This window comes from Chloroflexota bacterium (assembly GCA_035652535.1).
Taxonomy (GTDB): Bacteria; Chloroflexota; UBA6077; order UBA6077; family SHYK01; genus DASRDP01.
This window is the reverse complement of record DASRDP010000006.1, coordinates 30,419-53,764: the sequence shown is the minus strand read 5'-3', so window position 1 is coordinate 53,764 and position 23,346 is coordinate 30,419. Positions and strand designations below refer to the sequence as shown.

The following is a 23,346-nucleotide window of genomic DNA, read 5'->3' as shown; positions in this document are numbered from 1 at the left end:
GTCCTGGCGGGGATTGGGATGATGGTCGCGGTCGCTGGAACCGGGCTGCTCGTGGCGCGCCCAGGCAGGGGCGCGGCGCCCAGGTCTGTCGCCGCCACCGAACCATCGCCCGGACTCGCATTGGCAGCCGACCTCGCATCGCGTCGCCGCGTCAGCCTCATCGCGATCTCCGCCTTCCTCCTTCCGACGGTCGCCGTTCCGTTGCTCATGATCATCGGGCGCGCCTACGCCCCACGATTCGTCACCCTCGCCACGCCCTTTCTCGCCGCGCTCCTTGGCGTGGCGGCGACCGCTGTGCCGCGTCGCGCCGCGGTCGCCGCAGGGGTCGTGATCGCGGGCGTCAGCCTCGCCTTTCTGAGCCCCGCATACGCCGGATACATGCGCAGCGACTACGGCGCCGCGATGGCGGCGCTGAGGGCCCACGTGCAGCCCGACGACGCCATCGTGCTGAACGGCCCGTGGCAAGACCTGCTGTACCGGCGCTACGGGTGGGGACTCCCGGATCGATACATCATCGCGTCGACGGTGCCGCTCATCCCTGCTGAATCAATCGGATGGCTCGAGCGCCTGACGAGCAGCCATTCTCGCCTCTGGGTCGTCGATTCGGCGACGGACGCGGCAGACCCCACCGGCGTTGTGACGGGCTGGCTCGACGCCCATGCATATCCCGCGCCCGTGTTCCAGTTCGAGAAGGCTGTCCTTCGTCCGTACCTCGTGAGCGAAACGGACCCGCTTCGCGAACGCGTCGTCGATGCGTCGACCCTCGATCTGCGAATCCGCTCCGTGGCGAGCGACAGGTGGGCCGCGCGCCCCGGGGACTGGGCGCGTCTCCGAATTCGGGGGACTACGGTGGTTGCTGGGGACGGCGATGCGCTTCAGGGTGCGTCCGATACCGGCGGGGGCGACCGGCTATTCGTCGAGCTGGATGGGCCGGATGGAACGGACGTCTGGCATTGGGATGGACCGCTCGAAGCGCGCGCCGGGGAGACGGAGTATCGCGCGGCCATCGTCGTGCCGGAGGGGGCGGCGACCGGCGCCTACACGCTGAGCGCGGTTGCCTACCAGCAGGGCAGGAGCGGCCAGGTCGTGCGAATCGGGGACAGCGTCGCGCTGACGACCATCGACGTTCGCCGATAGCCCGTGCTCAAATCTCCGTGACGACGGGGAGGATCATCGGTCGTCGCCGCGTGTGGTGGTAGAGGAAGCCGTCGATCACTTCGCGAATCTTCGCGACCAGCACGCTGTGCTCCGGCTCGCCGTGCAGCCGAGCAAGCGCCCGAAGCACTCGCTGGCGCGCTTCGTCAAGCAGCGCGTCCTCGAGTCCCTCCTCGCCGAACACGCCCCGGGTGATGAAGCTCGGCCCAGCCACGACCCGGCCTGTCTCGGAGTCGATGGCGATGGTTACGACCAGGACGCCCTCCGCAGCGAGCTTGTGGCGATCGCGCAGGACCGCGTGGGTAACGCCGAGCGTAAGCCCGTCGACGAGCACCGCGCCGGCGGACACGCTCTCGACTTTGGACGCGCCTGTCTCCCGGAACTCGACGACGTCGCCGATGTCAGTGATGATGACGTGGTCCTGAGGGATCCCCAGCTCGCCGGCAAGGGTTCGAAACTGCATAAGGTTGCGATATTCGCCGTGCAGCGGAACGCAATACCGCGGCTGCACGAGGTGAATCATGTCGCGGATCTCGTCGCGGCTCGCGTGGCCCGAGACGTGAATATTCTCGGTGTCCGTGCCTCTCCGGCGGGTCACGACCTCCGCGCCCCGGCGGTAGAGATTGTTGATCGTCCGCGCCACCGTCGCCTCGTTGCCCGGGATCGGCGTGGCGGAGAGGATCACCGTATCGCCCGCCGCGATCTTGATGTCGCGATGGTCGTCCACGGCCATTCGGGCGAGCGCCGACGCCGGCTCTCCCTGACTTCCCGTGGTGAGGAGCACCGTCTCCGTCGGCGGTAGGTGGCGCACGTCTTTCAGGTCCACCATCACGTCGTGCATCTCGGGCATGTAGCCCATCTCGTGGGCGACCTCGATGTTGCGGATCATGCTTCGTCCCGTTACAGCAACGCGCCGGCCGAGGACGTGCGCGGCGCCCATGACCTGGCGCAGGCGGGTGATGTTGGAGGCGAAGGTGGCGAGAATGACGCGGCCCGGGGCGCGCTCGATGATGCGGGTGAGGGACTCGCCCACGACCCGCTCCGAGCCAGTCCGGCCCGGCTCCTCCACCCGCGTGGTGTCGCACAGTAGGGCCAGAACGCCCTCGCGTCCCAGCTCCGCCAGGCGCTGGGTGTCGGAGGGGTTCTCGTCGAGGGGGGTGGGGTCGAATTTGAAGTCGCCCGTGTGCACGACGACACCGGCTCCACATCGAACTGCCAGCGCCACCGCGTCCGGGACGCTATGGTTCACGTGGATGAACTCGACGGCGAAGGGGCCGAACTGATGGCGCTCGGTTGGCTCGATCTGGTGGTAGATCACGCGGTCGCGGACGCCGTATTCCGCGAGCTTCACGTCGACGAGCCCGAGGGTCAGTGGCGCTCCCGCGAGCACGACCGGGTGGGCGGCGGGGAGCTGCCGGATCAAGAAGGGCAGCGACCCGATGTGGTCCTCGTGGGCGTGCGTCAACACGATGGCGCGCAGGGCGTCCGCGCGCTCGACGACGTATTCGAAGTCCGGAATGACGAGGTCGATCCCCAGCATCTCGTCGTCCGGAAACTTGACCCCCGCGTCGACGAGCAGCAGGCTCCCCTCGTACTCGTAAACGGTTGCGTTCTTTCCGATCTCCCCGACCCCGCCCAGCAGGATCACACGCAGGGGAGATTTCGCCATACCACCTCCACGTCGGCACGACGCCGCCGGTAACCGGGTCGCGATTTTCATCATTGTGCCACATGCTCGCGCAATGCATCGGCCTCCCTTCGCATTAGCAGCCGCGCTCGTACGTGATGGAGATCCTATGGTGACAATTCCTTGACACAACGTGAGAGAAATGCCTAGTATCAGGTCAGGAGCTTGCGATGAAGTGTCCGTATTGTTCCGCGCCGACGACGAAAGTGCTCGATAAGCGCGACTCCGAAGACCTCACGGTTACCCGAAGGCGCCGTCGCTGCGCTACCTGCGGCGCGCGCTTCACGACCTACGAGCGCGCGGAGGTCGCGGGCCTGATTCTCGTGAAGAAGGACGGGCGGCGGGAGGAGTTCAGCCGCGCGAAGCTTCGGGCCGGAATCACCAAGGCCTGCGCCAAGCGGCCGGTCAGCGCCGACGCGATCGAGCAGCTCGTGAACGATATCGAGGCGGCGTTGCGCCAGCGTGAGGGCCACGAAGTCAGCCATGCCGTCGTGGGCGAGCTGGTGATGAACAAGCTTCGCGAGCTGGACAATGTTGCCTATATTCGGTTCGCATCGGTCTACCGAGCGTTCGCCGATCTCTCGTCTTTCGAAGAGGAGATCCAGCGCGCCAAGAGCACGTCGGGATCGGACCCCGTCCCGATGGATCGGGGCACCCCGACTCGTCGGGACGGGCGAAACGGCCGACGACGCGAACCCGTCGGCTGACCTGGGACGCGATTCGTGCGCCTGCTCATGTTCCACGTGGATTCGTTTACCTGTACGGTCACCGAGCGCGGCAGGTCGCCGGTAGCGGAGACGCCGACCTCCCCGAGCTGTCACATCGACGAAGGGCTGCTCGTCCTGGCAAGCGCCGAATCGGCCGATGAAGCGGACCCCGAGGCGGTGGCACGACAAACCGCGAATGAGGTCCACCGACTGGCCAGCCAGCTCAAGGCCACCGAGGTCCTGCTGCTCCCCTTTGCGCATCTCTTTGCCGAGCCATGCGCTCCCGACGCCGCGCTGGCGATGATCGATTCCGTGGCCCGGGAACTGCGGCGCCGCGGGCTCCATGTGGAGCGTCCGCCGTTTGGGTGGTTTCACTCCTGGGACCTCCGCGCCAAGGGCCACCCGCTCTCCCGCGTGGCGCGCTCGGTTCGCGCCCATGAGCCAGGCGGCTCACCGCCCGATCCCGCGGCCGAGCGGAACGACGCGGCCTCGGCGCCGTCGCCGGGGCGTCTGCCATGAGCCTGCCAGCCGAGGAGATCCCGGTGGCTCCGGAGTTGGCACCTGTCGACCCCGCGAAGCCATCTCGACGGGGCGTGTGGTTCCTTCGGGGGGCATTGGCGATCGGGTGCGCCCTGATCATTCTCGGCGTCGCCCTCGCCGTGGTGCGGCTGGCCATTCCCTCCGCGCTCGGCTTGCAGGCGCACCTTGCAGTGCTCTCCATTCCCGCCGTGATCATTGGGGCGGGAGGCGTGTGCGTGGGCATCGGCGGCTTCTTGTTCGGATGGGGTGGAGGCGCACCGCTCCTCCCGATTGGCTCGCATCAGTCTGTCATCGCGACGACGGTGCTCGCTATGGTTGTCGCCTCCCTCATCGCGGTCGGCTACCTCGTCATGCTGCCGGCCGGCTCCAGCAGCATGGCGAACGTCTTCGGCGTGGCCGCGGTGAGCTTTTACGGGACGCTCCTCGCCATGGTGTATCTCCAAGGCGTGCGCACGGGCCTTGTGACGAGGGAGACGCTGGGGCTGACGAGGTCGCAGGTCCTAAACGGCCTCGCCGTGGGATCGGCCGGCGCGGCGATCATTCTCGTGCTGGCCGCGGCCAACGGGCTGGTCCTTCAGAGCCTCGGCGTGTCGCAGCCGCAGGAGGAGAGCTTTCGGTGGCTGCAGGGGCGGCCGCCCGATCAGTACGTCATGGCGGTCTTCGCGGTCGTCATTCTGGCGCCAACCGTCGAAGAGCTCTTCTTCCGCGGGTACGTCTTCAACGCGTATCTTTCTCACAAGGGGCCCATGACGGCGTACCTGACGACGTCCGTCATCTTTTCGCTGGTTCATGCTCTGCCGTCCCTCTTTATCGCGATCTTTGGAACGGCCCTCGTTCTCTCCTACATCTACCGTCGCAGCGGCACGATCGTCGCGCCGATCCTGGCGCACATTCTGAACAATGCCGTCGCGTTCGTGACGCTCGTCGCGGGTTCCCAGCAGTAGATGCGATCGGTGCCCCGAGGCACATCGCCGCGCGGCGGGTTATCTGGCGGACTGCGGTGCGCTCGGGTGACCCTCGCCATATTCGCTGTCGTCGCGATCGTCGTTGGGATGACCGGGTGTTTTCTGGACGGGCCGCCCATCACGGCGCAGATCCTGGAAGATGCCGAGCGGCGCCGGGCCCAGGCGCGACCGCCGACGCAAACACCCACGCCATCGGTCATTCCTGCGTCGCCGACCAGCTCGCCCACGCCCACTCCACACCCCGGGCGGACGTACGCGGTGGTGCGCCGCGTGTGGGATGGGAACACGATCCTGATCGAGGGCGGCTACTCAGTGCGGTACATCGGCGTGAACACGCCGGGCGCCGGTATGTTCAATCGGCCGGTCGAGCCCTTTGGACGCGACGCGGCGGAGCGCAACGTGGAGCTCGTCGAGGGGAAGACCGTGGAGCTGGAGGCCGATGAAACGGACCTGAATCCCGGCGGGATGATGCTGCGCTACGTCTACGTCGACGGCGTGATGGTCAACGAGCTGCTGCTCGAGGAGGGTCTCGCACATCTGGCGCCCCTGGGCCGCAACGTTCGGTATGCTCGCCAGCTCCAGGCGGCGGAGGCAGAGGCGCGCAAGGCCCCGCTGAACGTGTGGACGCTCGTGACCTATACGCCGACCATTACTCCAACGCCGACCATCACCGAAACGCCGACCATCACGCTGACACCCACCATTACGTTGACCCCGACCATCACCAACACCCCGGCGCCGACGCCGACGTTCTTCTTGTTGCCGACGCCGGCCAGGCCGGGGAACCTGCCCGCCAACCCGCCCATCTTTCGCGTCTTCACGCCGGTCCCGGGGCAGCCTCCCCCGCCGCAGCGACCGCCGCCGCGGTAGCGGCCCACCGCGGCTTACTTGTGCGTCATCACGAACACGCCGTCCCAGTCAGCGTGGGGCGGGTTCTCGCGGAGCTGGACGCACCGGTCCACGTAGACTTGTGCTGGCCCGTCGTCCGGGTGCTGCGCGAGGATGTCTCGAAACGCGCCCTCGGCCAGGGAAAACTCCCGCGTCCGATAGAGGGCCATGGCACGGTCCCACGCGCCGAGGACCAGATGGACGCTTGCATCCAACTGGTCCGCAATCCCGAGCAATTCGAAGATCTCGACCGGCTCCATCTTGCCCTTCACCTCGATCAGGTCCAGGAAACGCATGACGAAGCCCCGGTCCGCGACCTGGTCGCGAGTCGATCCGCTCACGATGACGTTGGAGCCGTACTCTTTGTTCGCGCCCTCGAGCCGAGACGCCAGGTTCACCGCGTCGCCGAGCACAGTGAAGTCGAACCGCTCCAGCGATCCCGTGTTGCCGTAGACCATCGGACCGGTGTTGATCCCAACGCCCATCTCCATCTTTGGCACGCCACGGGCGGCCCATTCCTCATGGAGGGTGCGGAGCGCCCGCCGCATTTCGAGCGCCGTCATGCACGCGCGGTATGCATGGTCCGGCTGCTCCGTGGGCGCTCCCCACCACGCCATAATCGCGTCGCCCATGTACTTGTCGAGCACGCCCTCCCACCGATGGACGACGTCCGTCATAACGGTCAGGTATTCGTTCAGAATGTGGACGAGGACTTCTGGTTCGAGCCGCTCGGAGATCGACGTGAATCCCCGAATGTCGGTGAAGAGGACGGTCATCACCCGCTTTTCCCCGCCGAGGTGGAGACGGTCCGGGTCCCTGAGAACCTCGGCCAGGACCGACGGAGAAAGATACTTGCCCATCGCTCCCCGCGTGGCGCGCGCCTCCGCCTGCTCGAAGACCACGCGATAGACCGCCACGGACAGGAATGTCAGGAGAAGCGCGGCCGGCGGGTAGACGAGGTTCGGCATGGCGACGCCGAGCGGGTCATAGCTGATGCCCGCGTAGACGAGCGAGCCGAAGAAATAGCCCAGGCCCAACACGAGCGTTCCGATCGCGCTCAGAACGATGCTTAAGCGGAAGACGACGAGCCCGGTCATCAAGCACATCGCCCACACGATGGCCGTGGTGACACCGATCTGTTGTTCCGTGAAGAACCGGGCGGCGGTGGCGGTCGCGAACGCATTTGCGTGGATCTCGACCCCGGCCATCTTCCCGAAATGCGACGAAGTGGGGACCTGATAGTCATCCGCGAGACCGGTGGCGTCAAGCACGCCGATGAAGACCATCTTGTCGCGAAATACGGCCGGATCAACGCGCCCATTCATCACGTCGACGAACGAGACAACCTTGAAGGTCTGATGCGCAGGGTCGTCCACGTGGGAGGGAGGGCCCGCGTAGCTCACGACCATGTCGAGAAATGGGTCCGTGGGGATGAAGCGATTGAGCGCGTAGATGCCCTGAGCGTCCGTGGCAATTCGATATCCCCGTCCCAGCGTATTGGTGTAGGCCGCCGCGGCCGCGATCCCCAGCGACGGAAAAAGCTCGCCGCTGACCTGGATGAGGGCTGGCGTCTTGCGTACGACGCCGTCCCCATCCGGGATGACGTTGCTGTGCCCGAGCGCGGTGCTGACGTCGACGAAAACGGGGCGCGGCCGCAGGCTGTCGGGGAACGTCGTGGGCGAGCCCGCGTGCACGGTGCGCGCCGTGTTGGGGATGCCGACGATCGGAGAGATGACGCTGCGTACGCCGAGCGGCACGCCGGCGCGCTGGAGATCCTCGGGCGGTGTCTCCAGGAAACGCTTCAACGCGTCCGCGACGAGCTGATCGTCCTCGTTAGGTTCGACAAACCCGATGTCGAAGGCGATCTCGCGCGCAAATCCCTCGCGCAGCCGATCGACGACGTCGGCATAGTACCGACGGGGCCACTCCCCCAGCCGGCCCAGCTCGTGGATCGTGGGGTCGTCGATGGCGACGACGACGACGCGCTGGGACGTGTCTTTCACGCCAGTGGGCAGCCACGTCTGGAAAAAGACGTCGGACGTCGCGGCCTGGAGGGTCGCAAACGCGCCGTTCCAGAGGGCGATGGTGAGCGCGACGGCGACGACGACGGAGACCGACGTGCTGATGACGAGGCGCCGTCGATCGCGTCGGGTCATGGCGCGTCGGGGGCGTCCCGATGATTCGTGCGCGCTCGGAGCAGCGCCGCCAGCTCGGAGAGATCGGCGACGCGAAGGTCGGGGGTGACGTCGTCGGGCGGCGGGGCCGTGCCCGGGTCGACCCAGATGGTGTGAATGCCCGCTGCGCGGCCGGCGCGAATGTCCGACTCGATCTGGTCACCCACCATCGCCGCGCGCTCGGGGCTCGCACCGATCCGATTCAGGGCGACGCGGAGCAGGGTGGGCTGGGGCTTGCCGACGATCGTCGGCTGCACGCCCGTCGTCGTCACCAGAGCGGACACGATTGCTCCTGCGCCCGGCCAGAATCCCGCTTCGACGGGGAGCGCGCGGTCGGCATTCGTCGCGATGAACTGGGCGCCGCGCTGGAGCGCGATCGCCGCTCGGGCGAGATCGGCATACGTCAGATTTCGGTCCAGGCCGACGACCACGTACGTGGGCTGAGCGTCCACGATGGGAAACCCCCGGCTCGCCAGCGCCTGCCGCAGTCCCTCCTCGCCGATGACCAGGACCGTCGAATCGGACGGCGCGATCTCGCGCAGGTGGGCCGCTGTCGCCTCGGAGCTGGTCACGATGTCGTTGGGCTTGGCCGCGATCCCCATCCTCGTGAGCTTGGCGGAGAACTCATCGGTGGTCAGCGTGGCGTTGTTTGTCACGAACACGCGCGCGATGCCGAGCGCGTCGATGGTGGCCAGCGCGTCCGCCGCCCCCGGGAGCGCCATCTCGCCACGATAGACGACTCCGTCGAGGTCGATCAGGAGCGCGGAGATATTTGGTAGCATCCCGGTTCCACTCCAGCGCAGGGATTATTGAGCGTGGCTCGTCCGGCTGTCCATCCATCGGTGAGCCCGTTCAGCCTGCTCTCGTTGGTCGCGCTGCCGGCGCTCGCCCTGGGCGGGTTGCTCCTCGCTCCGGGGAGCGCGGATGCGCGCTTTGCCGCGATTCTGCACGGCATCTGTGCCCAACGCGCGTCCCATTCCATCGTCGCGGGTGGACAGCCGATGGCCCTCGAGGCACGGATGGACGGGATCTTCGTCGGATTCGTGGCTGCCGTCGTGGTCGTATGGCTCGCCGGGGGCGCGCGGCGCACGGCGCTTCCGTCGGGCTGGGCGCTTGCCGTGCTGCTGGCCGGCATCGGCGCTATGGGCGTCGACGGCGCGAACGCACTGATGTTCGACACGGGGGGGCCGTGGCTGTACGCGCCGCGGATCGATTTGCGCCTGGCAACCGGCCTGCTGTGCGGCGTCAGCGTCGCGGCGTTTATCGCCCCCTCGATCAGCCATATGCTGTGGCGGGAGCGCGAGCCGGCGCCGTTCTTCACCTCGTGGCGGGACGTCGCGATGGTCGGCGTCGTCGTCGGGGCGCTCGGATTCGCGACCCTCACGGTGGCGGTCCCCATCACGGTGCTGTCGGCGGTCGCGGTGCTCAGCGTCCTGTTCGCGTTCTGGATCGCGAACGCGCATGTGTGCGTCCTCGCGTGGGCGGGGACGGCCGACGCGGAGGGCTGGCGGGACCTGGCCGGATATGGCGCGATGGGATTCGTCCTGGCCGCGGTGGAGCTCGTCGCGCTCTCAGCGCTCCGCGACTGGATGGAGGCGGCGTTGCACGTCACCTGGGTCGCTTAGCGCGGCTTGAGGGAAAGCAGGAGCCCGAGGGCTGCGATGAGGATCGCCGCGCCAAAGCCCACCGTTTGGACGCCGATACGGATCGCCGCGTCGAAGAAGTAGCCCTCGGGGAAGAGCTGGATCAACCGGTCTCGCGACGGGTCGAGGATCCAGAGGTCGTTCGCGAAGCTCATGAAGTGGAACTGAAGGAACAGTCGGTCAAAGTCCACCACCGCCGCCGCGAAGAGCAAGCCGACCAGCACGACCGACGTTCCGCCGCCGATGGCCAGAGCCCGGAAAAGCGCCGCGGCACCGGTGCGTGGCTCGGCGACGATGATCGCGATCGCGCCCAGGGCGAGCGCGACGAGCGAGACGCCCCAGGCGAGAAACATGCGCTGGATGAGCCGCTGGACGTCCTCCATGTGCTGGATCTCGCGCTCGCCGAAGAGCGGCTCGGGACCACGCGCAGTCTCCACCGTCACGCGCATCGGACCCGGTGGGCCCTGAAAATAGCTCACGAACGCTGACGCGACCTTGCGCAGCTCGCTCTGCGACAGACCGGTCACCCGGGCCACGCCGTACCGGCCGAACTGAGACATGTACAGACCTTCGTCCAGGGCTACTGCTCGCACGCCGTTCGTGACCAGGAACACCGGGATGGCGAGGGCGATGCAGATGGTTGCGACGACCCGAACGACCGCGACGAGCGGCAGGGCGGGCGCTGTGGTCTCCACCGTCAGCGGCGCGTCACGAAGCGGCGGCCTCCGGGCGGGGAAGGGTCGTCGCGCGCTGGGCGCGCCCGAGCAGGAAGAAGATGACAGGCACGCCCACCATGAAGGTGATGAGGCTCACGACCTGCGCCTCCTTCAAGCCAAACAGGAAGTTGGCGTCCAGTCGCAGGAAGGAGATCCAGAAGCGGCCGAACGAATAGAGGCTCGCGTAGGTCCAGAACAGCACCCCGTCGGTCGAGACACGGCGGCGGAGCCACCAGATCAGACCGAACACCGCGAAGTCGTAGAGCATTTCGTAGATCTGCGTCGGGTGGCGTGGTACCCCGAAGTCCGGCACGACGGTATTCGAGTTGGTGTACTGCGTTCCCCAGGGCAGGGATGTCGGCACCCCCTGGTGGTCGCCGTTGAAGAAGCATCCGATGCGCCCGATCGCCTGGCCGGCGATCATGCCCGGCGCTGACGCGTCGGCCAGCTTCCCGATCGGGAGGCGATGGACTTTGGCGTAGACGAGCCCGGCGACGATGCCGCCGAGGAGCCCGCCATAAATTGCCATCCCGCCCTCGTTGATGGCGATGATCTTCGTCGGATTCGCCACGTAGTACGGAAGCATGTCTACCACGTGGAAAAGCCGCGCAAAGACGAACGCGACCGGTACCGCCCACGTCGCCATGTTGACCGCGTCGTCCATGGGGACCCCGCGCCGCGCCGCTTCCTTGGCTCCGACGTAGCAGCCCGCGACGATTCCGAGCCCGATCATCAGCCCGTACCAGCGAAGAACGAGCGGCCCAATCTGGGCGATGATGGGGTCGATGGGAAGAACGAAACCGGTCAACGTGAGTCCTCAGCCTGGCGTATCAAGATTGTACTGAGTCCAGAACGGGTGAGCCACGGGCGCGTGGAGATCGCCGCCAGCGATTTCCGCCGGTCACAGGGCAGACAGGACTTCGACGGCGACTTCACCGGGATCGGCGTCCATGCGCGCGCGGTCGAGATACGCCACGACGCGGTCGATGACGTCCCGCGCGTGCCCTCCGTTGTTGGATACGACCGCCATGCCGAGCACGGCCAGATTCCAGTCGTCCAACGCCTCGATCTCGGCGACCGATACGGGGAACTGATTGCGAATTCGGGTGGTCAGGGACTGAACGATGCCGCGCTTGTCTTTTAAGGAGCGGGCCGCCGGAATGTGCAGCTCTAGGCGAGAAACACCGACGAACACTTCGACCTCCGCGGGCGACCATGATGTATAATCGCGCACATCTGGGCGTGTTTTTGGGGGCGGACGGGTCCCGGTGGGTCTCGCGGTCTTCAAAACCGTTGCGCGGCACTGTAGGGTGTCGCGGGTGGGTTCGACTCCCATACGCCTCCGCCGTTGACGCGGGTTGTTGGCTGCACAGTGGAGTGCAGCATTTTTATCATACGGGCCCGTCCGCGAGATCTCGCTGGAGATCGACAGGCTCGCTGGCCCAGAGTTCCCCGTTCGCAGCGCAGCTTTCGTGGCCGTCGCGAGGAAGCGAGCCAAGGACCTAGCCGAAGGCATATGAACATGGTCGACCGGCCCCATCGGGGCGCCAGGGCCGAAGGAGCGTAGTCGTGGCCAAGCGCGTCATGCATCGTCCGTTCTCGCCACCCCTGTATGACCCGCGCATGGAGCACGACGCCTGTGGCGTGGGCTTCGTCGCGAACATCAGCGGGGAGCGGACGCACGATCTCGTCGAGACCGCCATCCAGTCGGTCGTCAACGTGACGCATCGCGGCGCGGTCTCGGCCGATGGGAAGTCGGGCGACGGCGCCGGCCTCCTTCTGCAAATTCCCCAGCGGCTCTTCGACCGGGAGCTTCACAGCCTCCGGATGCGGCTGCCGCACGGCTGGCGCCTCGGCGTCGGCATGATCTTCCTCCCCCAGTCGAGCCGAAGCCTCGACCGCTCGGTCGCCCTCATCGAGCAGGCTGTGGAGCAGTTCGGGGCGCGGGTGCTCGGTTGGCGGCCGGTTCCCGTCAATCCGGACGCGCTGGGCGAGCAGGCGCGGACCACGATGCCCAACATCCAGCAAATCCTGGTTGGATTGCCTTCGACCCTCGAGGACGACGAGACCGAGCGCCGCCTCTACCTGATCCGCAAGAGCGTCGAGAAGGCGGCGAACGCGGAGGAGATCGATGATCTGTACATCGCCTCGTTCTCTTCCCGCACCGTTGTCTACAAGGGGCTGTTCGTCGCGCCGCAGATGGGTGAGTTCTACCCCGACCTGCACGATCCCGACTTCGAGTCCGCCATCGTGGTCTTCCACCAGCGGTACAGCACCAACACGTTCCCGAACTGGTATCTGGCCCAGCCCTTCCGGATGCTGGCCCACAACGGCGAGATCAATACCCTCTGGGGCAACCGCAACTGGATGCGGGCCCGAGAGGCGGAGCTGAGCTCGGAGGTCTGGGGCGAGCACGTCGAGGTCCTCAAGCCCGTCATCGATGAGACGGCGAGCGATTCCGCCTCCCTCGACAACGCGCTCGAGCTGCTCGTGCAGTCCGGTCGAAGCCCCGCTCACGGGATGATGATGCTGGTGCCAGAGGCCTGGGAGAAGATGCCGGACATGGATCCGGACCTCCGGGCCTTTTACGAGTACCATGCGCTCCTCATGGAGCCGTGGGATGGACCCGCCGCGGTCGCCTTCACCGACGGCATCGTTGCTGGCGCGTGTCTTGACCGCAACGGCCTGCGCCCGTCTCGGTACAAGGTGACGGACTCGGGCCTCGTCGTGAGCGCCTCCGAGGTGGGCGTGTTCGAGATCGATGACGCGCACGTCGTGGAAAAGGGGCGGCTGGCGCCCGGCGAGATGCTCCTCGTCGATACCGAGCACCAGCGTCTCTACCGCAATCGCGACGTCAAGCACCGCGTTGCATCGCAGAACCCGTACGGGTACTGGCTACGCCGAAAGCTGCTCCGGCTCCCCAGCTCCGGGTTCACCATATCCGCGAACGGGTCCGCCGAGGCTCGCCACGATCTCATCCAGATGCAGCGCTCGTTCGGCTACACCAACGAGGATCTGACGCACGTCCTCCAGCCCATGGCTGCCGAGGGGCACGATGCCGTTTGGTCGATGGGGGACGATACGCCGCTCACGGTCCTCTCGCACCACACGCGCCCGTTCTATGCGTACTTCAAGCAGCGGTTCGCCCAGGTGACGAACCCGCCCATCGACTCGCTGCGCGAAGAGCTGGTGATGAGCCTCAACACGTATGCAGGGCCGCGTCTCAGCATATTGGAGGAGACCGAGGAGCACGCGGCCCTGGTGGAGTTTCCGAGCCCGGTACTGATGGAGGGCGAGCTCGAGCGCGTCAAGCACTTGCCGGAGGCGCGGTTGCAGTCGCAGGTTCTGTCGTGCCTGTTCCCGGTGGCCGATGGCAGAGGCGGTCTCGGGCAAGCCGTGGAACGGGTCTGCACAGAGGCGGAGGACGCGATCCGCGCGGGGAAGGCCCTCATCATTCTTTCAGACCGCGGCGTCGATGCCCAGCACGCCCCGATCCCCATGCTTCTGGCCACCAGCGCCGTCCATCAGCACCTGATTCGCGTAGGGCTGCGCATGCGGGCGGACATCGTCGTCGAGACGGGCGACGCCTGGGACATCCACCACTTCGCCTGTCTGACGGGATACGGCGCCAGCGCCGTCGATCCCTACCTCGCATTCGAGACCGTCCGGACGTTCGCGGGCCAGCGAGGCATGGAGTCGCTGGATCCACAACAGGCCGTCGATAACTTTCGCGCCGCCGTAGAGGCCGGGCTCTTGAAGATCATGTCCAAGATGGGGATCTCCGCCCTCTCCGGTTATCGCGGCGCTCAGATTTTTGAGGCGATTGGCCTGAATCACGATCTCGTGGACTCGCGCTTCTTTGGCACCCCGAGCCGACTGGCCGGTGTGGGAATGGAAGAGATCGCCGACGACGTCCTGCGCCGGCATGCCATGGCCTTCGGCGAGCAGAGCGCCCCAACGGGCAAGCGCGGCCTGCCGGACCTGGGGTTCGTTCGGTTCCGTGGAAGCGGCGAATACCACGGATACAACCCCTTCGTCGTGCGGGCGATGCACAAGGCAACCCACGAGGGCGATTACGGGGCGTATCAGGAATTCGTCGCGCTCACCCAGAAGCACGATCCGGCCACGCTGCGGGACCTGATCCGCTTCCGTCCCGCGAAGCCCATCCCGTTGGATGAAGTCGAGCCAATTGAACAGATTTACCGGCGCTTCTATTCGACCGCTATGTCCTTGGGCGCCCTCTCGGTGGAGGCGATCCGAACACTCGCCATCGCCATGAATACCCTGGGGGCCAAGAGCAACAGCGGCGAGGGAGGGGAGGACCCGGACTGGTATCTCCACCCGTACAACGGGGTCCAGACGCACAATCGCATCAAGCAGGTGGCGTCTGCGCGCTTCGGGGTGACCTCGTGGTACCTGTCTCAAGCCCAGGAGATCGAGATCAAGATCGCTCAAGGATCGAAGCCAGGCGAGGGCGGCCAGCTACCCAAGCACAAGGTGAATGGCTTCATCGCGCGACTGCGGCACGCGATCCCGGGCATCCCGCTCATCTCGCCGCCGCCTCACCACGACATCTACAGCATCGAGGATCTGGCCCAGCTCATCTACGACTTGAAGCAGGCCAATCCAAGCGCGTACGTGGGTGTCAAGCTCGTCTCGGAGGCGGGCGTTGGAACGATCGCAGCCGGCGTCACGAAGGCCTACGCGGACTACGTGCTGATCTCGGGTGACTCGGGAGGCACCGGCGCATCGCCGCTCTCGTCAATCAAGAACGCTGGCTGCCCTTGGGAGTTGGGCCTGGCGGAGACGCAACAGGTCCTGGTGCTCAACGACCTGCGCGGGCGCGTCCGTCTTCGGACCGACGGCGGCTTGAAGACCGGGCGTGACGTGGTCATCGCTGCGATGCTGGGCGCCGAGGAATACGGGTTCGGCACTTCCGCGGTCGTTGCGATGGGGTGCGACATGGCCCGCCAGTGCCATCTGAACACCTGCCCGACCGGTATCGCGACGCAGCGCGAGGATCTTCGCGCCAAATTCACCGGCACACCTGAGATGGTCATCAACTACTTCTCCTTCCTCGCAATGGAAGTCCGAGAAATTCTCGCCAGCCTGGGCGCTCGGAGCCTCGACGAGGTCATCGGCCGGGTCGATCTCCTCGAGCAAGTTCACGAGGTGCCGAACGTCCGTGCCGGTGAGCTGGACTTGAGCGCCATCATCGCGGCACCGGATCCGACGGGATCGCGACCGATCAAGCAGATGCAGGACCGCAACGACCCACCGGCGAAGGACCCATTCCACGATCGGATCGTGAGCGATGCCGCCACATCCTGGGAATCGGGTTCACGCCTCGCCCTCTGTTATCCCATCACCAACGCGAACCGGGCCGTGGGCGCACGCCTCTCCCACGAGATCTCGCGTCGGCACGGCGCGGATGGCCTCCCCGACGGTACCCTGGAGGTGCGCCTCAAGGGCAGCGCGGGGCAGAGCTTCGGCGCCTTTTTGACGAAAGGCGTGCGCCTCATACTCGAGGGCGAGGCGAACGACTACGTCGGGAAGGGCATGGGTGGTGGCGAAATCATCCTTTTCCCGCCGCCAGAGGCCAAGTTCCTCGCGCACGAGAACATCATCATGGGCAACACCGTCCTGTACGGCGCAACCGGTGGCAACCTCTTCGCGGCCGGCCGCGCCGGCGAACGGTTCGCCGTGCGCAATAGCGGGGCCACGACGGTGATCGAGGGCGCGGGCGACCACTGCTGCGAGTACATGACAGGCGGAATCGTTGTCGTCCTCGGTCCGGTCGGGAGGAACTTCGCAGCCGGCATGTCCGCCGGCACGGCGTACGTGCTGGACGAAGCGGGAGACTTCCCCGGTAAGGTGAATCCGGAGCTGGTCGAGCTGGAGCGCCTGTGCGAGCACGACCGAATCGAGCGGCCGGACGACGCCGACGCCTTGCGCGCCCTCATCGAGGAACACGTGGCGCTCACGGGCAGCGTCCAGGGGCGACGGGTCCTGGACCACTGGGACGAGTATCTCCCCCGATTTTGGAAGGTCGTGCCTGATCCGCCAACGGTCCAGACCCACACGCCTGCCATGGTCGGGGCGGACACCGGCACCGAAGCCCCGAACTCCGCGCCCCCCGTCCCCACAACGGCCTGAGCTGGCCAGCGCGCGCGTTATTGCGCGCGGCTTCGCACGACCGAGCCCCCTTCGGATCGCGGACGGCGCTCCATCTGGGCGACCGCGACTCGCTTCGCTGGCCAGGACGCCGCGCCGGTAACGCGTCGCGCTGTCTGCGTCGTCGCAGCCCAGTAGGCCAGCATCGGGGCCGTCGCGACGGCTATGGACATTGCGCCCAGCGCGGCCGTACCCGGGAGACCACCACTTACCGGCCTCAGCACAAATTGGACCAGGTACGTGCACATGGCTCCAAACGATAGCGCCGTCGAGAAGGCTCGTGTGCGCGCATTCCCCAGGATGGCAGCGGTCGCGACGGGCCACACCACGTACCAGGGGGAGAAGAAGGGCGAGACGACGACGAAATAGAGAACGAAGATTCGCCAGACAGCGCCCAGCGCTCTGGGTCCCTCCTGCGAGAGAGTGCGGAGCTGGCTGAAATAGTAGCCGGCAAAGCAGACGAGGAGGAGGATCTGGGTCAGCTCGACAGCGCTGGCGCGCCATTCCGGCGCCCGCGCCGTAAGAAGCGCAGCGACGACGGCTGTGGGACTGTGGAAGTATTGCTGCGTCTCCCGGAGGAACCCGGTCGTCGGTCCATTGCGAAACGGGAGCCAGGCGAGGACCGTCAGTCCGAGGACTGGGGCCGCGCTGGTCAGCATCCAGCGCCGGAACCGCCCCCTCGTGAGCGCATCACGTATACCCGCGACGAGAAACGCGGGCACCGCCACCGCCACCGTCGCCTTGACGAGGAACGATACGCAGAGCGCCCAGACCGTCGGAGCGCTCGGCCCCCGCAGCCAGAATCCGACGGCCAGGACCGTCGGAAGGAGCGCAACCGCGTCGTTGTGCCCATTGCCGACGAGCTCGATGAGCACCAGGGGATTCCAGGCAAATGCGCAGCTCGCCACGACTCGCCGACCCGGTCCGAGAGGCGCTGCGGCCCAGGCCACGGCTGGAATCGCGAGGAGATACGCGGCGCTGCTCAGCGCCTTGAACGCGAGAAGGGTTCGGCCGATATCGCCGCCGCCCGCCGAGCCGGTGAAACGCGTCAACCATGGCCAGAGCGGGCCGTACGGCAGCGGGTAGTGTCCCCAGGCCGTGTAGGGGAAAAAAGGGTCGTGGGCCGCTTGCAGCGGAGGTACGACGAAGGGATTCTCGTGGTACACGCTCCAGATCCGGTCGGCTGACATGTAGTAGAAGATGTCGAGCGAGAACAATGGGTAGGTGACGAGCAGCGCCAACGTGGAGAGCGCGCCGGCGCCCAGCACGATCGCCATGCCGCGTCGGTCCGCGCACTGGCGTGCGGTCGCGATGGCCGCGAGGTACAGGGCGAAAAGCACGAGCAAGGTGACGACGAGTCCGAGCGTTGGCCCGAGTGACGGACCAGTAATGCGGGCAAACTGCTGCAGCGGTCGGGCCAAGCCAACGGAGATGGGATAGGGGAGGGCGAACCCGAGCGTGTACGTGGCGGCGGTGGCTGCGCCGAGGAGCGCCAGACGGACGGCGGGCGGCAGGGCCACCCACGGTCGCAGAACGCGGTCAACGTTCAAAGAACCCATCCACGTCTGGATCGGTAGAGCGAACGAATCGGGCGAGGGACGGGTAGCGCTTTCGCACCTCGTCGAGCATCTGGTGGGCGATCTCTCGGTAGGAGAAATGGCCCGCCGGCTTCGATCGCGTTTCGACGATATAGATCAGCTCGGCGAGATCCATCTTGAACAGCGCGCGGCGCCGGTAGCCGAGCGGCAGCGCATACTGACCGATTCCCGGCGCGGCATCCTCGATTCGCGCGGCTACGTCGCCCGCCTCCTCCATGGCGGCGCAATAGTCGTCCGCCACGTCCGCATCCACCACGGCCGCCGGCACATCGTACCCGTACGCTGGCGTGAAATCCTTGACGATCTGGATGCAATTGCGATGCCGGTGCAGATCGCGAAAGGCGCCGTTGTCGATGCAGAGGTCGAAGATGAGCTGATGACCGACCCGAGTCTCGCGGATCGGTTCGTCGTGCGGTCCGCGTGACGCGAAGGCCGTCGCCGCGAGCCCATCGAGGCGCTCGACGGGCCAGGAGCGGATCGCGTTGAGGATCTGCTCGTATGCCAGGTTCGAGGCGCGGTAGAGGAGGGTCGCCGCAAGCTCGGTGCGCAGATCGGACGGCTGTACGAGGGTGACTCCGCGGGTGCCGTCGGGAGCTTCATCGCGCGGGAGGAGAGCGGCTTGCCGCCGGAGCTCGCCATAGGTCGCGGTGACGTAAGGGCTCGCTTCCGTGTAGCGCACGAGGGTGGGGGCCGCGGCCGCGCCGGTCGCCACGATCTCCCGCGCGCGATCGACGAAGTCTGCCGCGTTGGGATCGGGCGTACGCTGGAGAAAGGCCGCGATCTCCGCGTCCAAACGGATCGCTGGCGGGTTGTACGCTGGCTCGCTTGCGGCCGCACGCAGCTCGGCAGCGATCTCTTTTAGCTCACCAAGGGGCAGCGACGCGAGCCGCCGGATCTGGCGCTCGAGGGTCCGCGCGCTACAGATGTAGCCGAGTCCGGTGTACGTGCTCGATGGCAATAGGTACCGGGCTACGTCGAACGCCCGCGCGCGAACGGTGCGCCGATACTCATCGTCGCCCATCTCCTTCGGCCGCTGGTCGGCGTATCGGCGCTCGAAATGCTCGAGGACGGTGCGATGAACCGTCCGGTACGCGGAAAAGAGCCGATCACACGTTTGCGCGAATGCGCCCTCGAGCGGCGAGCCACGGAGCTCGGGCGGCGTGTAATAGCGACGGCGGGTGAAGTCCTGGTACCGCGTGGAGCTTTCCTGCGCGTCGACCAGCTGTTCGTCGAGGATCTCGATTGCCGCGACGATGGACACGTTTTCGGTGATCATCGTGACGTGCGCGAGGTCTGCGATGGACGAGTGCCCATAGGCAAAGTAGAACTGCTCGTAGAATCGGCTCGCGCCCTCCTGCGAAAGCTCGCTCACCCACTCCTGATACGGCCGCGCCGATCTGCTGAACTTGGCGATGGCGTAACCGCCGGGCTCGGGCAGCGTGCCGATGACCGAGAAGATTCGCCGTTCGTCGGACATCCCACGTCCTCATGCGCTCGAATGAGTCGATGATAAGGCACCTGGCTGGCCCACCGGCTTGACCGCGGTGTCCACAGCGGCTACCGGCTGGTCTTTTGGCGACCCCGATCGCAATGTGATCGATTCGTAATCTTGTTCGTTGGGCGCAACGGCTCCTATAATGGCATGCTCGGAGCGCAACGCGATTCGTAACAGATCGTAACAGCGGCTCTGAACGCCGCAACCGCTCGGAGGCAACCTGCTCGCCTCGACCTGTGCGCGCGTCCTCCTCACGTTGTGTTTTCTCGTTTCGGTCACGGCCGGGCCCGTGGAGCTGAGCCAAGCCCAGCAGCTTCACGGCTACGTCACCCCGTCCGAGACCAGGAAGGACGCCGCGGCCCCACCATCGCAATCGTCGCCTACCGCGGCTGCCGGCGCCACCACCGGCGCTGGCACGTCCACTCCACTGCCGACGGGAGACCAGACAGCGGCGTCCGATTCGTCGGGCGCGTCGACCGCGGACGATAGCGGCACCCTGGCTGGAGGGGCGGACGTGACAGCCCAGCGCGTCATTCCCCACGTGAGCGGGCCCCAATACGGCATGAACATCTTCGTGTGGGACAAGCCGCTCACCATCGACCGAGACCTGCGCAAGGTCACCAGCGCGCAGTTTGGCTGGCAGAAGACGCTCTTTCAATGGCGACTCATCGAGCCGGAGCGCGGCGTCTTCGACTGGTCCGCTGCCGATGCCGTCGTGCGCGCGTCGAACGATGCCGGCGTGAGGGTGATCGCGCGGCTGGATTTCCAGCCCGATTGGGCGCGAGCCGATGGCGCGCACAATGGACCGCCGGACAACTACGACGACTTCGGCGACTTCGTTCAGGCGCTGGTCGATCGCTACCAGAGCGGCTCCCCGTACGGCACCATCGATGCGATCGAGGTGTGGAACGAGCCGAATCTCTGGCGCGATTGGGGCGGCGCCTCGATCGGGCCGGGCAGCGCCGCCAATTACGTGCGGCTCCTCTGCACCGCGTATCGGGCGGCGAAGCAGACGTCCGCCGACATCGTGGTGATCAGCGCGGCGCTGACGCCCACGGGTACCTTGAATTCCGAGGCTGCTAATGACGTCGTCTTCACGCAGTGGATGTACGACGCGGGCGCGAAGCCCTGCTTCGACGTGCTGGGGGCCCATGGAGCGGGCTACAAAGCGCCGCCGTGGGTTGGGACCGCCGAGCTGGCGGCCAATCCGCTCTGGGGCGGGGATCAGTCGTTCGGATTTCGCCGCGTCGAGCAGCTCCGCGACGTGATGGTGCGAAATGGCGATGCCGGCAAGCAGATCTGGCTGACCGAGTTCGGATGGTCGAGCGATCCAATCCATCCGAGCTATGCGTGGCACCGAGTCTCCGAACAGGACAAGGCGGACTACGTCGTCGAGGCCTATCGATGGGCCTACCTCCACTGGCAGCCCTGGATCGGGGTTATGGTGCTCTGGAACATCGCGTCGCCGGATTGGAACGAGAGTCGCGAAGAGTACTGGTGGAGCGTCACCGATCCGGACGGGTCGACGCGGCCGGCCTACGACGCCCTCGTCGCCGCCCGAAAGAGCGGCTATCTCCCGGACATCAACTGATCGCCGCGTGAATCGAGCCCTGGCGTCGGTTCCCCGCCTGGTCCTCATCGCTGCCGTTTTCCTCATCCCATACGGCTGTGGCCCCCTCCGGCTGCCCTCGCCGCGGCCCACCGGGGCACCGGAGGCCGCGATCCACGTGTTTCTGTGGGGCAACCCGCAGACGACCGATCGAGATCTGAAGCTGGCCAGGGACGCCGGATTCACCTGGGTGAAGCAGCGCTTCGAGTGGCGCAACATCGAACGGGACGCGAAGGGTCGGTTCGAGTGGAACGAGCCCGACCGGATCGTCAACGCCGTCCGAGCCCAGGGCTTGAAGCTGGTCGCTCGGGTCGACGGACACCCTGGCTGGTCCCGAGCCGACGGCCTTTACCCCGATGACGGCCCGCCCGACCGACTTTCCGACTGGACTGACTATCTCTCCGCGCTCGCTTCGCGGTACAAGGGCCGGATTCAGGCGTATGAGATCTGGAACGAGCCGAACCTCTCCCGCGAATGGGGCGACCGCGAGCCCAGCGCCGACGAATACGTGGCGCTGCTGAAGGCGAGCTACGCGACCATCAAGCGCGCGGACCCCGACGCGCTGGTGGTGACGGCCGGCCTATCACCGACAACGGACAACAGCCCGGCCGCGCACCCCGACGCCATCTATCTCCGCGACATGTACGCCGCTGGGGCCAAGGGATCGTTCGATATTCTGGGCGTTCACGCGGCCGGCTTCAAAGCCCCGCCCGAGACGGATCCGGGCGTTGCGGCGAACGATCCCGCCCTGACCAATCACGATCCGAGCAGCCCTGAGCTTCGGCGCTCATATGTATTCCGGCACGTCGAGGACATGCGCCAGATCATGGTCCAGCAGGGCGACGGCGACCGCCGCATGGCCGTGCTGGAGATGGGATGGGACAGCGATCCGCGCCCGGGATCCCCGTACGCGTGGCACAGCGTCACCGAGCAGCAGAAGGCCGACTACCTCGTCCGCGCCTTCAAATACGCGCGCGCCAACTGGCCCTGGATGGCCTTCATGACCGTGATCTACATGCCCGACCCGACGTGGAAGGGAGATCAGGAGCAGCTTTTCTGGAGCATCTCGAACCAGGACGGAACGCCGCGCGACGCGTACCGCGAGCTGAAGTCGTATCTGACGGCGTCATGACCCGCCGCTCCCGGCGACTTTCACGGACACCTCCGTGGTGACGGGCGCGCCGAACGCGGACTGCGCGACGATGACCAGCGTGTGGTCGCCGGCGCGAATTCCCCGCGGCGTCCATTCGAAGGCAAAGCCGCTGGCCGTCCAGTCGGGGTGCTGGAAGATGCCCGCCACGTCCGGCCGCGTCGTGCCGTAGTCCGCCGCGCCCAGATACCGCCCGCTGCCCGGCCCACCGTCCAGGAAGACGTCTACGGCGGTGATCGACGTTCCGACACCGCGCGGATCGACCGCCCAACCGCCGATGGTCATCGGCTCGCCGTTGGAGATCGTTTCTCCGTCATTCACGGTGTCGATCGACACAACGGGATCGGTTGGAGGGGTCATGGTCGCGTAATGGACGGGCTCGGCGGTCGCCGTCGTCACGGAGCCGACGGCCGGGGTAGGGGTGATGGGAATAGGCGCGGTCGGGGTTGTGAGCTGCAACGACGGCGCCAGGCCGCCCGTCGTTGGCGTTATCGCCGCCCCGCTTCCGGTCGGAAGCGGGGTCGTGGCGAGGGACGTCGGGAGCGCAGGGACGCCGCCCGGGATCGTCATCGCGGTTGGCAGAGATGTGAGCAGCTGGTTGAAGTTGCTCAGGCCCGTCATCGTTGATAGCGCGCCGGCGGGGATCGTCGGCTGGGAGCTGCTCCGCTGGTTCGAAGCGCCGATGAGGGTCGGCGTGGACGCTGCGCCATTCTGCGCTGGCGGCTGCGTGCTGGCGCCGAGAAGGATGGCCGCCGCTGACCCCAGGGCCACGACGCCAACGAGCCAGGGAACGCGCGACGCAAAACGATGCATGGGAACCTCTCCATGGATTGGGGGATTCAGCG

At 66.6% G+C, this 23,346-nt stretch carries 18 protein-coding genes and 1 tRNA gene; 10 read left to right on the top strand and 9 right to left on the bottom strand.

From position 1 onward, the window contains the following. Window positions 1-1,137, top strand: a 1,137-nt coding sequence (locus VFC51_01045) for a hypothetical protein (GenBank protein ID HZT05591.1), incomplete at its 5' end; no start/stop codon positions are given. A gap of 7 nt (window positions 1,138-1,144) precedes the next feature. Here the strand turns inward: VFC51_01045 and VFC51_01040 are convergent. Beyond that, window positions 1,145-2,824, bottom strand: a complete 1,680-nt coding sequence (locus VFC51_01040; protein ID HZT05590.1) for a ribonuclease J — start codon at window positions 2,822-2,824, stop codon at window positions 1,145-1,147. 188 nt (window positions 2,825-3,012) lie between these two features. On the opposite strand from VFC51_01040, the gene nrdR reads away from it, so the two are divergent. From nrdR to VFC51_01020, 4 genes are all read left to right on the top strand, one after another. After that, entirely contained in the window at window positions 3,013-3,549 is a 537-nt protein-coding gene (gene nrdR, locus VFC51_01035; protein ID HZT05589.1) for a transcriptional regulator NrdR, read from the top strand. A 15-nt stretch (window positions 3,550-3,564) separates the two neighbouring features. Further along, window positions 3,565-4,068 (top strand): threonyl-tRNA synthetase editing domain-containing protein, encoded by a 504-nt coding sequence (locus VFC51_01030; protein ID HZT05588.1) that lies wholly within the window; start codon window positions 3,565-3,567, stop codon window positions 4,066-4,068. After that, window positions 4,065-5,033 carry a type II CAAX endopeptidase family protein gene (locus VFC51_01025; GenBank protein ID HZT05587.1) on the top strand — a complete coding sequence of 323 codons (969 nt, stop codon included), beginning with the start codon at window positions 4,065-4,067 and terminating at the stop codon, window positions 5,031-5,033. Before VFC51_01030 ends, VFC51_01025 begins: the two co-directional genes overlap by 4 nt. A gap of 66 nt (window positions 5,034-5,099) precedes the next feature. Beyond that, on the top strand, window positions 5,100-5,924 hold the full coding sequence (locus tag VFC51_01020) for a thermonuclease family protein (protein ID HZT05586.1): 825 nt from the start codon (window positions 5,100-5,102) through the stop codon (window positions 5,922-5,924). A gap of 14 nt (window positions 5,925-5,938) precedes the next feature. Here VFC51_01020 and VFC51_01015 read toward each other — a convergent pair whose 3' ends face one another. Both VFC51_01015 and VFC51_01010 read right to left on the bottom strand, forming a co-directional pair. Next, entirely contained in the window at window positions 5,939-8,098 is a 2,160-nt protein-coding gene (locus VFC51_01015) for an adenylate/guanylate cyclase domain-containing protein (protein ID HZT05585.1), read from the bottom strand. Continuing rightward, window positions 8,095-8,898, bottom strand: coding sequence for an HAD-IIA family hydrolase (locus VFC51_01010; GenBank protein HZT05584.1), 804 nt, complete (start codon window positions 8,896-8,898; stop codon window positions 8,095-8,097). Before VFC51_01010 ends, VFC51_01015 begins: the two co-directional genes overlap by 4 nt. A 33-nt stretch (window positions 8,899-8,931) precedes the next feature. On the opposite strand from VFC51_01010, the gene VFC51_01005 reads away from it, so the two are divergent. After that, window positions 8,932-9,741: a DUF2085 domain-containing protein gene (locus VFC51_01005; GenBank protein HZT05583.1), complete on the top strand. Its 810-nt coding sequence runs from the start codon at window positions 8,932-8,934 to the stop codon at window positions 9,739-9,741. On the opposite strand, the gene VFC51_01000 is transcribed toward VFC51_01005, so the two are convergent. The 3 genes from VFC51_01000 to VFC51_00990 all read right to left on the bottom strand — a co-directional run bounded on the left by VFC51_01000 (window position 9,738) and on the right by VFC51_00990 (window position 11,670). Beyond that, a complete protein-coding gene (locus tag VFC51_01000; protein ID HZT05582.1) occupies window positions 9,738-10,454 on the bottom strand; it encodes a TIGR01906 family membrane protein in 717 nt (238 codons plus the stop codon). The genes VFC51_01005 and VFC51_01000 overlap by 4 nt on opposite strands. Before the next feature lie 13 nt (window positions 10,455-10,467). Continuing rightward, a complete protein-coding gene (gene lgt / locus VFC51_00995; protein ID HZT05581.1) occupies window positions 10,468-11,283 on the bottom strand; it encodes a prolipoprotein diacylglyceryl transferase in 816 nt (271 codons plus the stop codon). Window positions 11,284-11,376: 93 nt separating this feature from the next. After that, window positions 11,377-11,670, bottom strand: a complete 294-nt coding sequence (locus tag VFC51_00990; GenBank protein HZT05580.1) for a DUF503 domain-containing protein — start codon at window positions 11,668-11,670, stop codon at window positions 11,377-11,379. A gap of 55 nt (window positions 11,671-11,725) precedes the next feature. Here VFC51_00990 and VFC51_00985 point away from each other — a divergent pair. Together VFC51_00985 and gltB are read left to right on the top strand one after the other, a co-directional pair. Beyond that, window positions 11,726-11,820, top strand: a tRNA-Sec gene (locus VFC51_00985). A 224-nt stretch (window positions 11,821-12,044) separates the two neighbouring features. Continuing rightward, the gene (gltB, locus tag VFC51_00980) at window positions 12,045-16,631 is read left to right on the top strand and encodes a glutamate synthase large subunit (GenBank protein HZT05579.1); all 4,587 of its coding nucleotides are present in this window, start codon (window positions 12,045-12,047) and stop codon (window positions 16,629-16,631) included. 17 nt (window positions 16,632-16,648) lie between these two features. Here the strand turns inward: gltB and VFC51_00975 are convergent, their stop codons facing one another. Both VFC51_00975 and VFC51_00970 read right to left on the bottom strand, forming a co-directional pair. Then, on the bottom strand, window positions 16,649-18,199 hold the full coding sequence (locus tag VFC51_00975; protein HZT05578.1) for a hypothetical protein: 1,551 nt from the start codon (window positions 18,197-18,199) through the stop codon (window positions 16,649-16,651). Beyond that, window positions 18,189-19,724: an FAD-dependent thymidylate synthase gene (locus VFC51_00970; protein HZT05577.1), complete on the bottom strand. Its 1,536-nt coding sequence runs from the start codon at window positions 19,722-19,724 to the stop codon at window positions 18,189-18,191. The genes VFC51_00975 and VFC51_00970 overlap by 11 nt, the downstream gene beginning before the upstream one ends. Before the next feature lie 307 nt (window positions 19,725-20,031). On the opposite strand from VFC51_00970, the gene VFC51_00965 reads away from it, so the two are divergent. Both VFC51_00965 and VFC51_00960 read left to right on the top strand, forming a co-directional pair. Beyond that, window positions 20,032-21,333, top strand: a complete 1,302-nt coding sequence (locus tag VFC51_00965; GenBank protein HZT05576.1) for a beta-galactosidase — start codon at window positions 20,032-20,034, stop codon at window positions 21,331-21,333. 7 nt (window positions 21,334-21,340) lie between these two features. Further along, the gene (locus VFC51_00960; protein ID HZT05575.1) at window positions 21,341-22,483 is read left to right on the top strand and encodes a cellulase family glycosylhydrolase; all 1,143 of its coding nucleotides are present in this window, start codon (window positions 21,341-21,343) and stop codon (window positions 22,481-22,483) included. On the opposite strand, the gene VFC51_00955 is transcribed toward VFC51_00960, so the two are convergent. Continuing rightward, window positions 22,478-23,314, bottom strand: coding sequence for an Ig-like domain-containing protein (locus VFC51_00955; protein HZT05574.1), 837 nt, complete (start codon window positions 23,312-23,314; stop codon window positions 22,478-22,480). The two genes, VFC51_00960 and VFC51_00955, sit on opposite strands and share 6 nt — an antisense overlap. Window positions 23,315-23,346 lie beyond the last annotated feature (32 nt).

Coding starts and splice junctions, on each gene's coding strand:
- VFC51_01010 (HZT05584.1), bottom strand. CDS start 8,898: ATGCTACCAAATATCTCCGCGCTCCTGATCGACCTCGACGGAGTCGTC.
- nrdR (HZT05589.1), top strand. CDS start 3,013: ATGAAGTGTCCGTATTGTTCCGCGCCGACGACGAAAGTGCTCGATAAG.
- VFC51_00955 (HZT05574.1), bottom strand. CDS start 23,314: ATGCATCGTTTTGCGTCGCGCGTTCCCTGGCTCGTTGGCGTCGTGGCC.
- VFC51_00970 (HZT05577.1), bottom strand. CDS start 19,724: ATGTCCGACGAACGGCGAATCTTCTCGGTCATCGGCACGCTGCCCGAG.
- VFC51_01015 (HZT05585.1), bottom strand. CDS start 8,098: ATGACCCGACGCGATCGACGGCGCCTCGTCATCAGCACGTCGGTCTCC.
- VFC51_01025 (HZT05587.1), top strand. CDS start 4,065: ATGAGCCTGCCAGCCGAGGAGATCCCGGTGGCTCCGGAGTTGGCACCT.
- VFC51_01040 (HZT05590.1), bottom strand. CDS start 2,824: ATGGCGAAATCTCCCCTGCGTGTGATCCTGCTGGGCGGGGTCGGGGAG.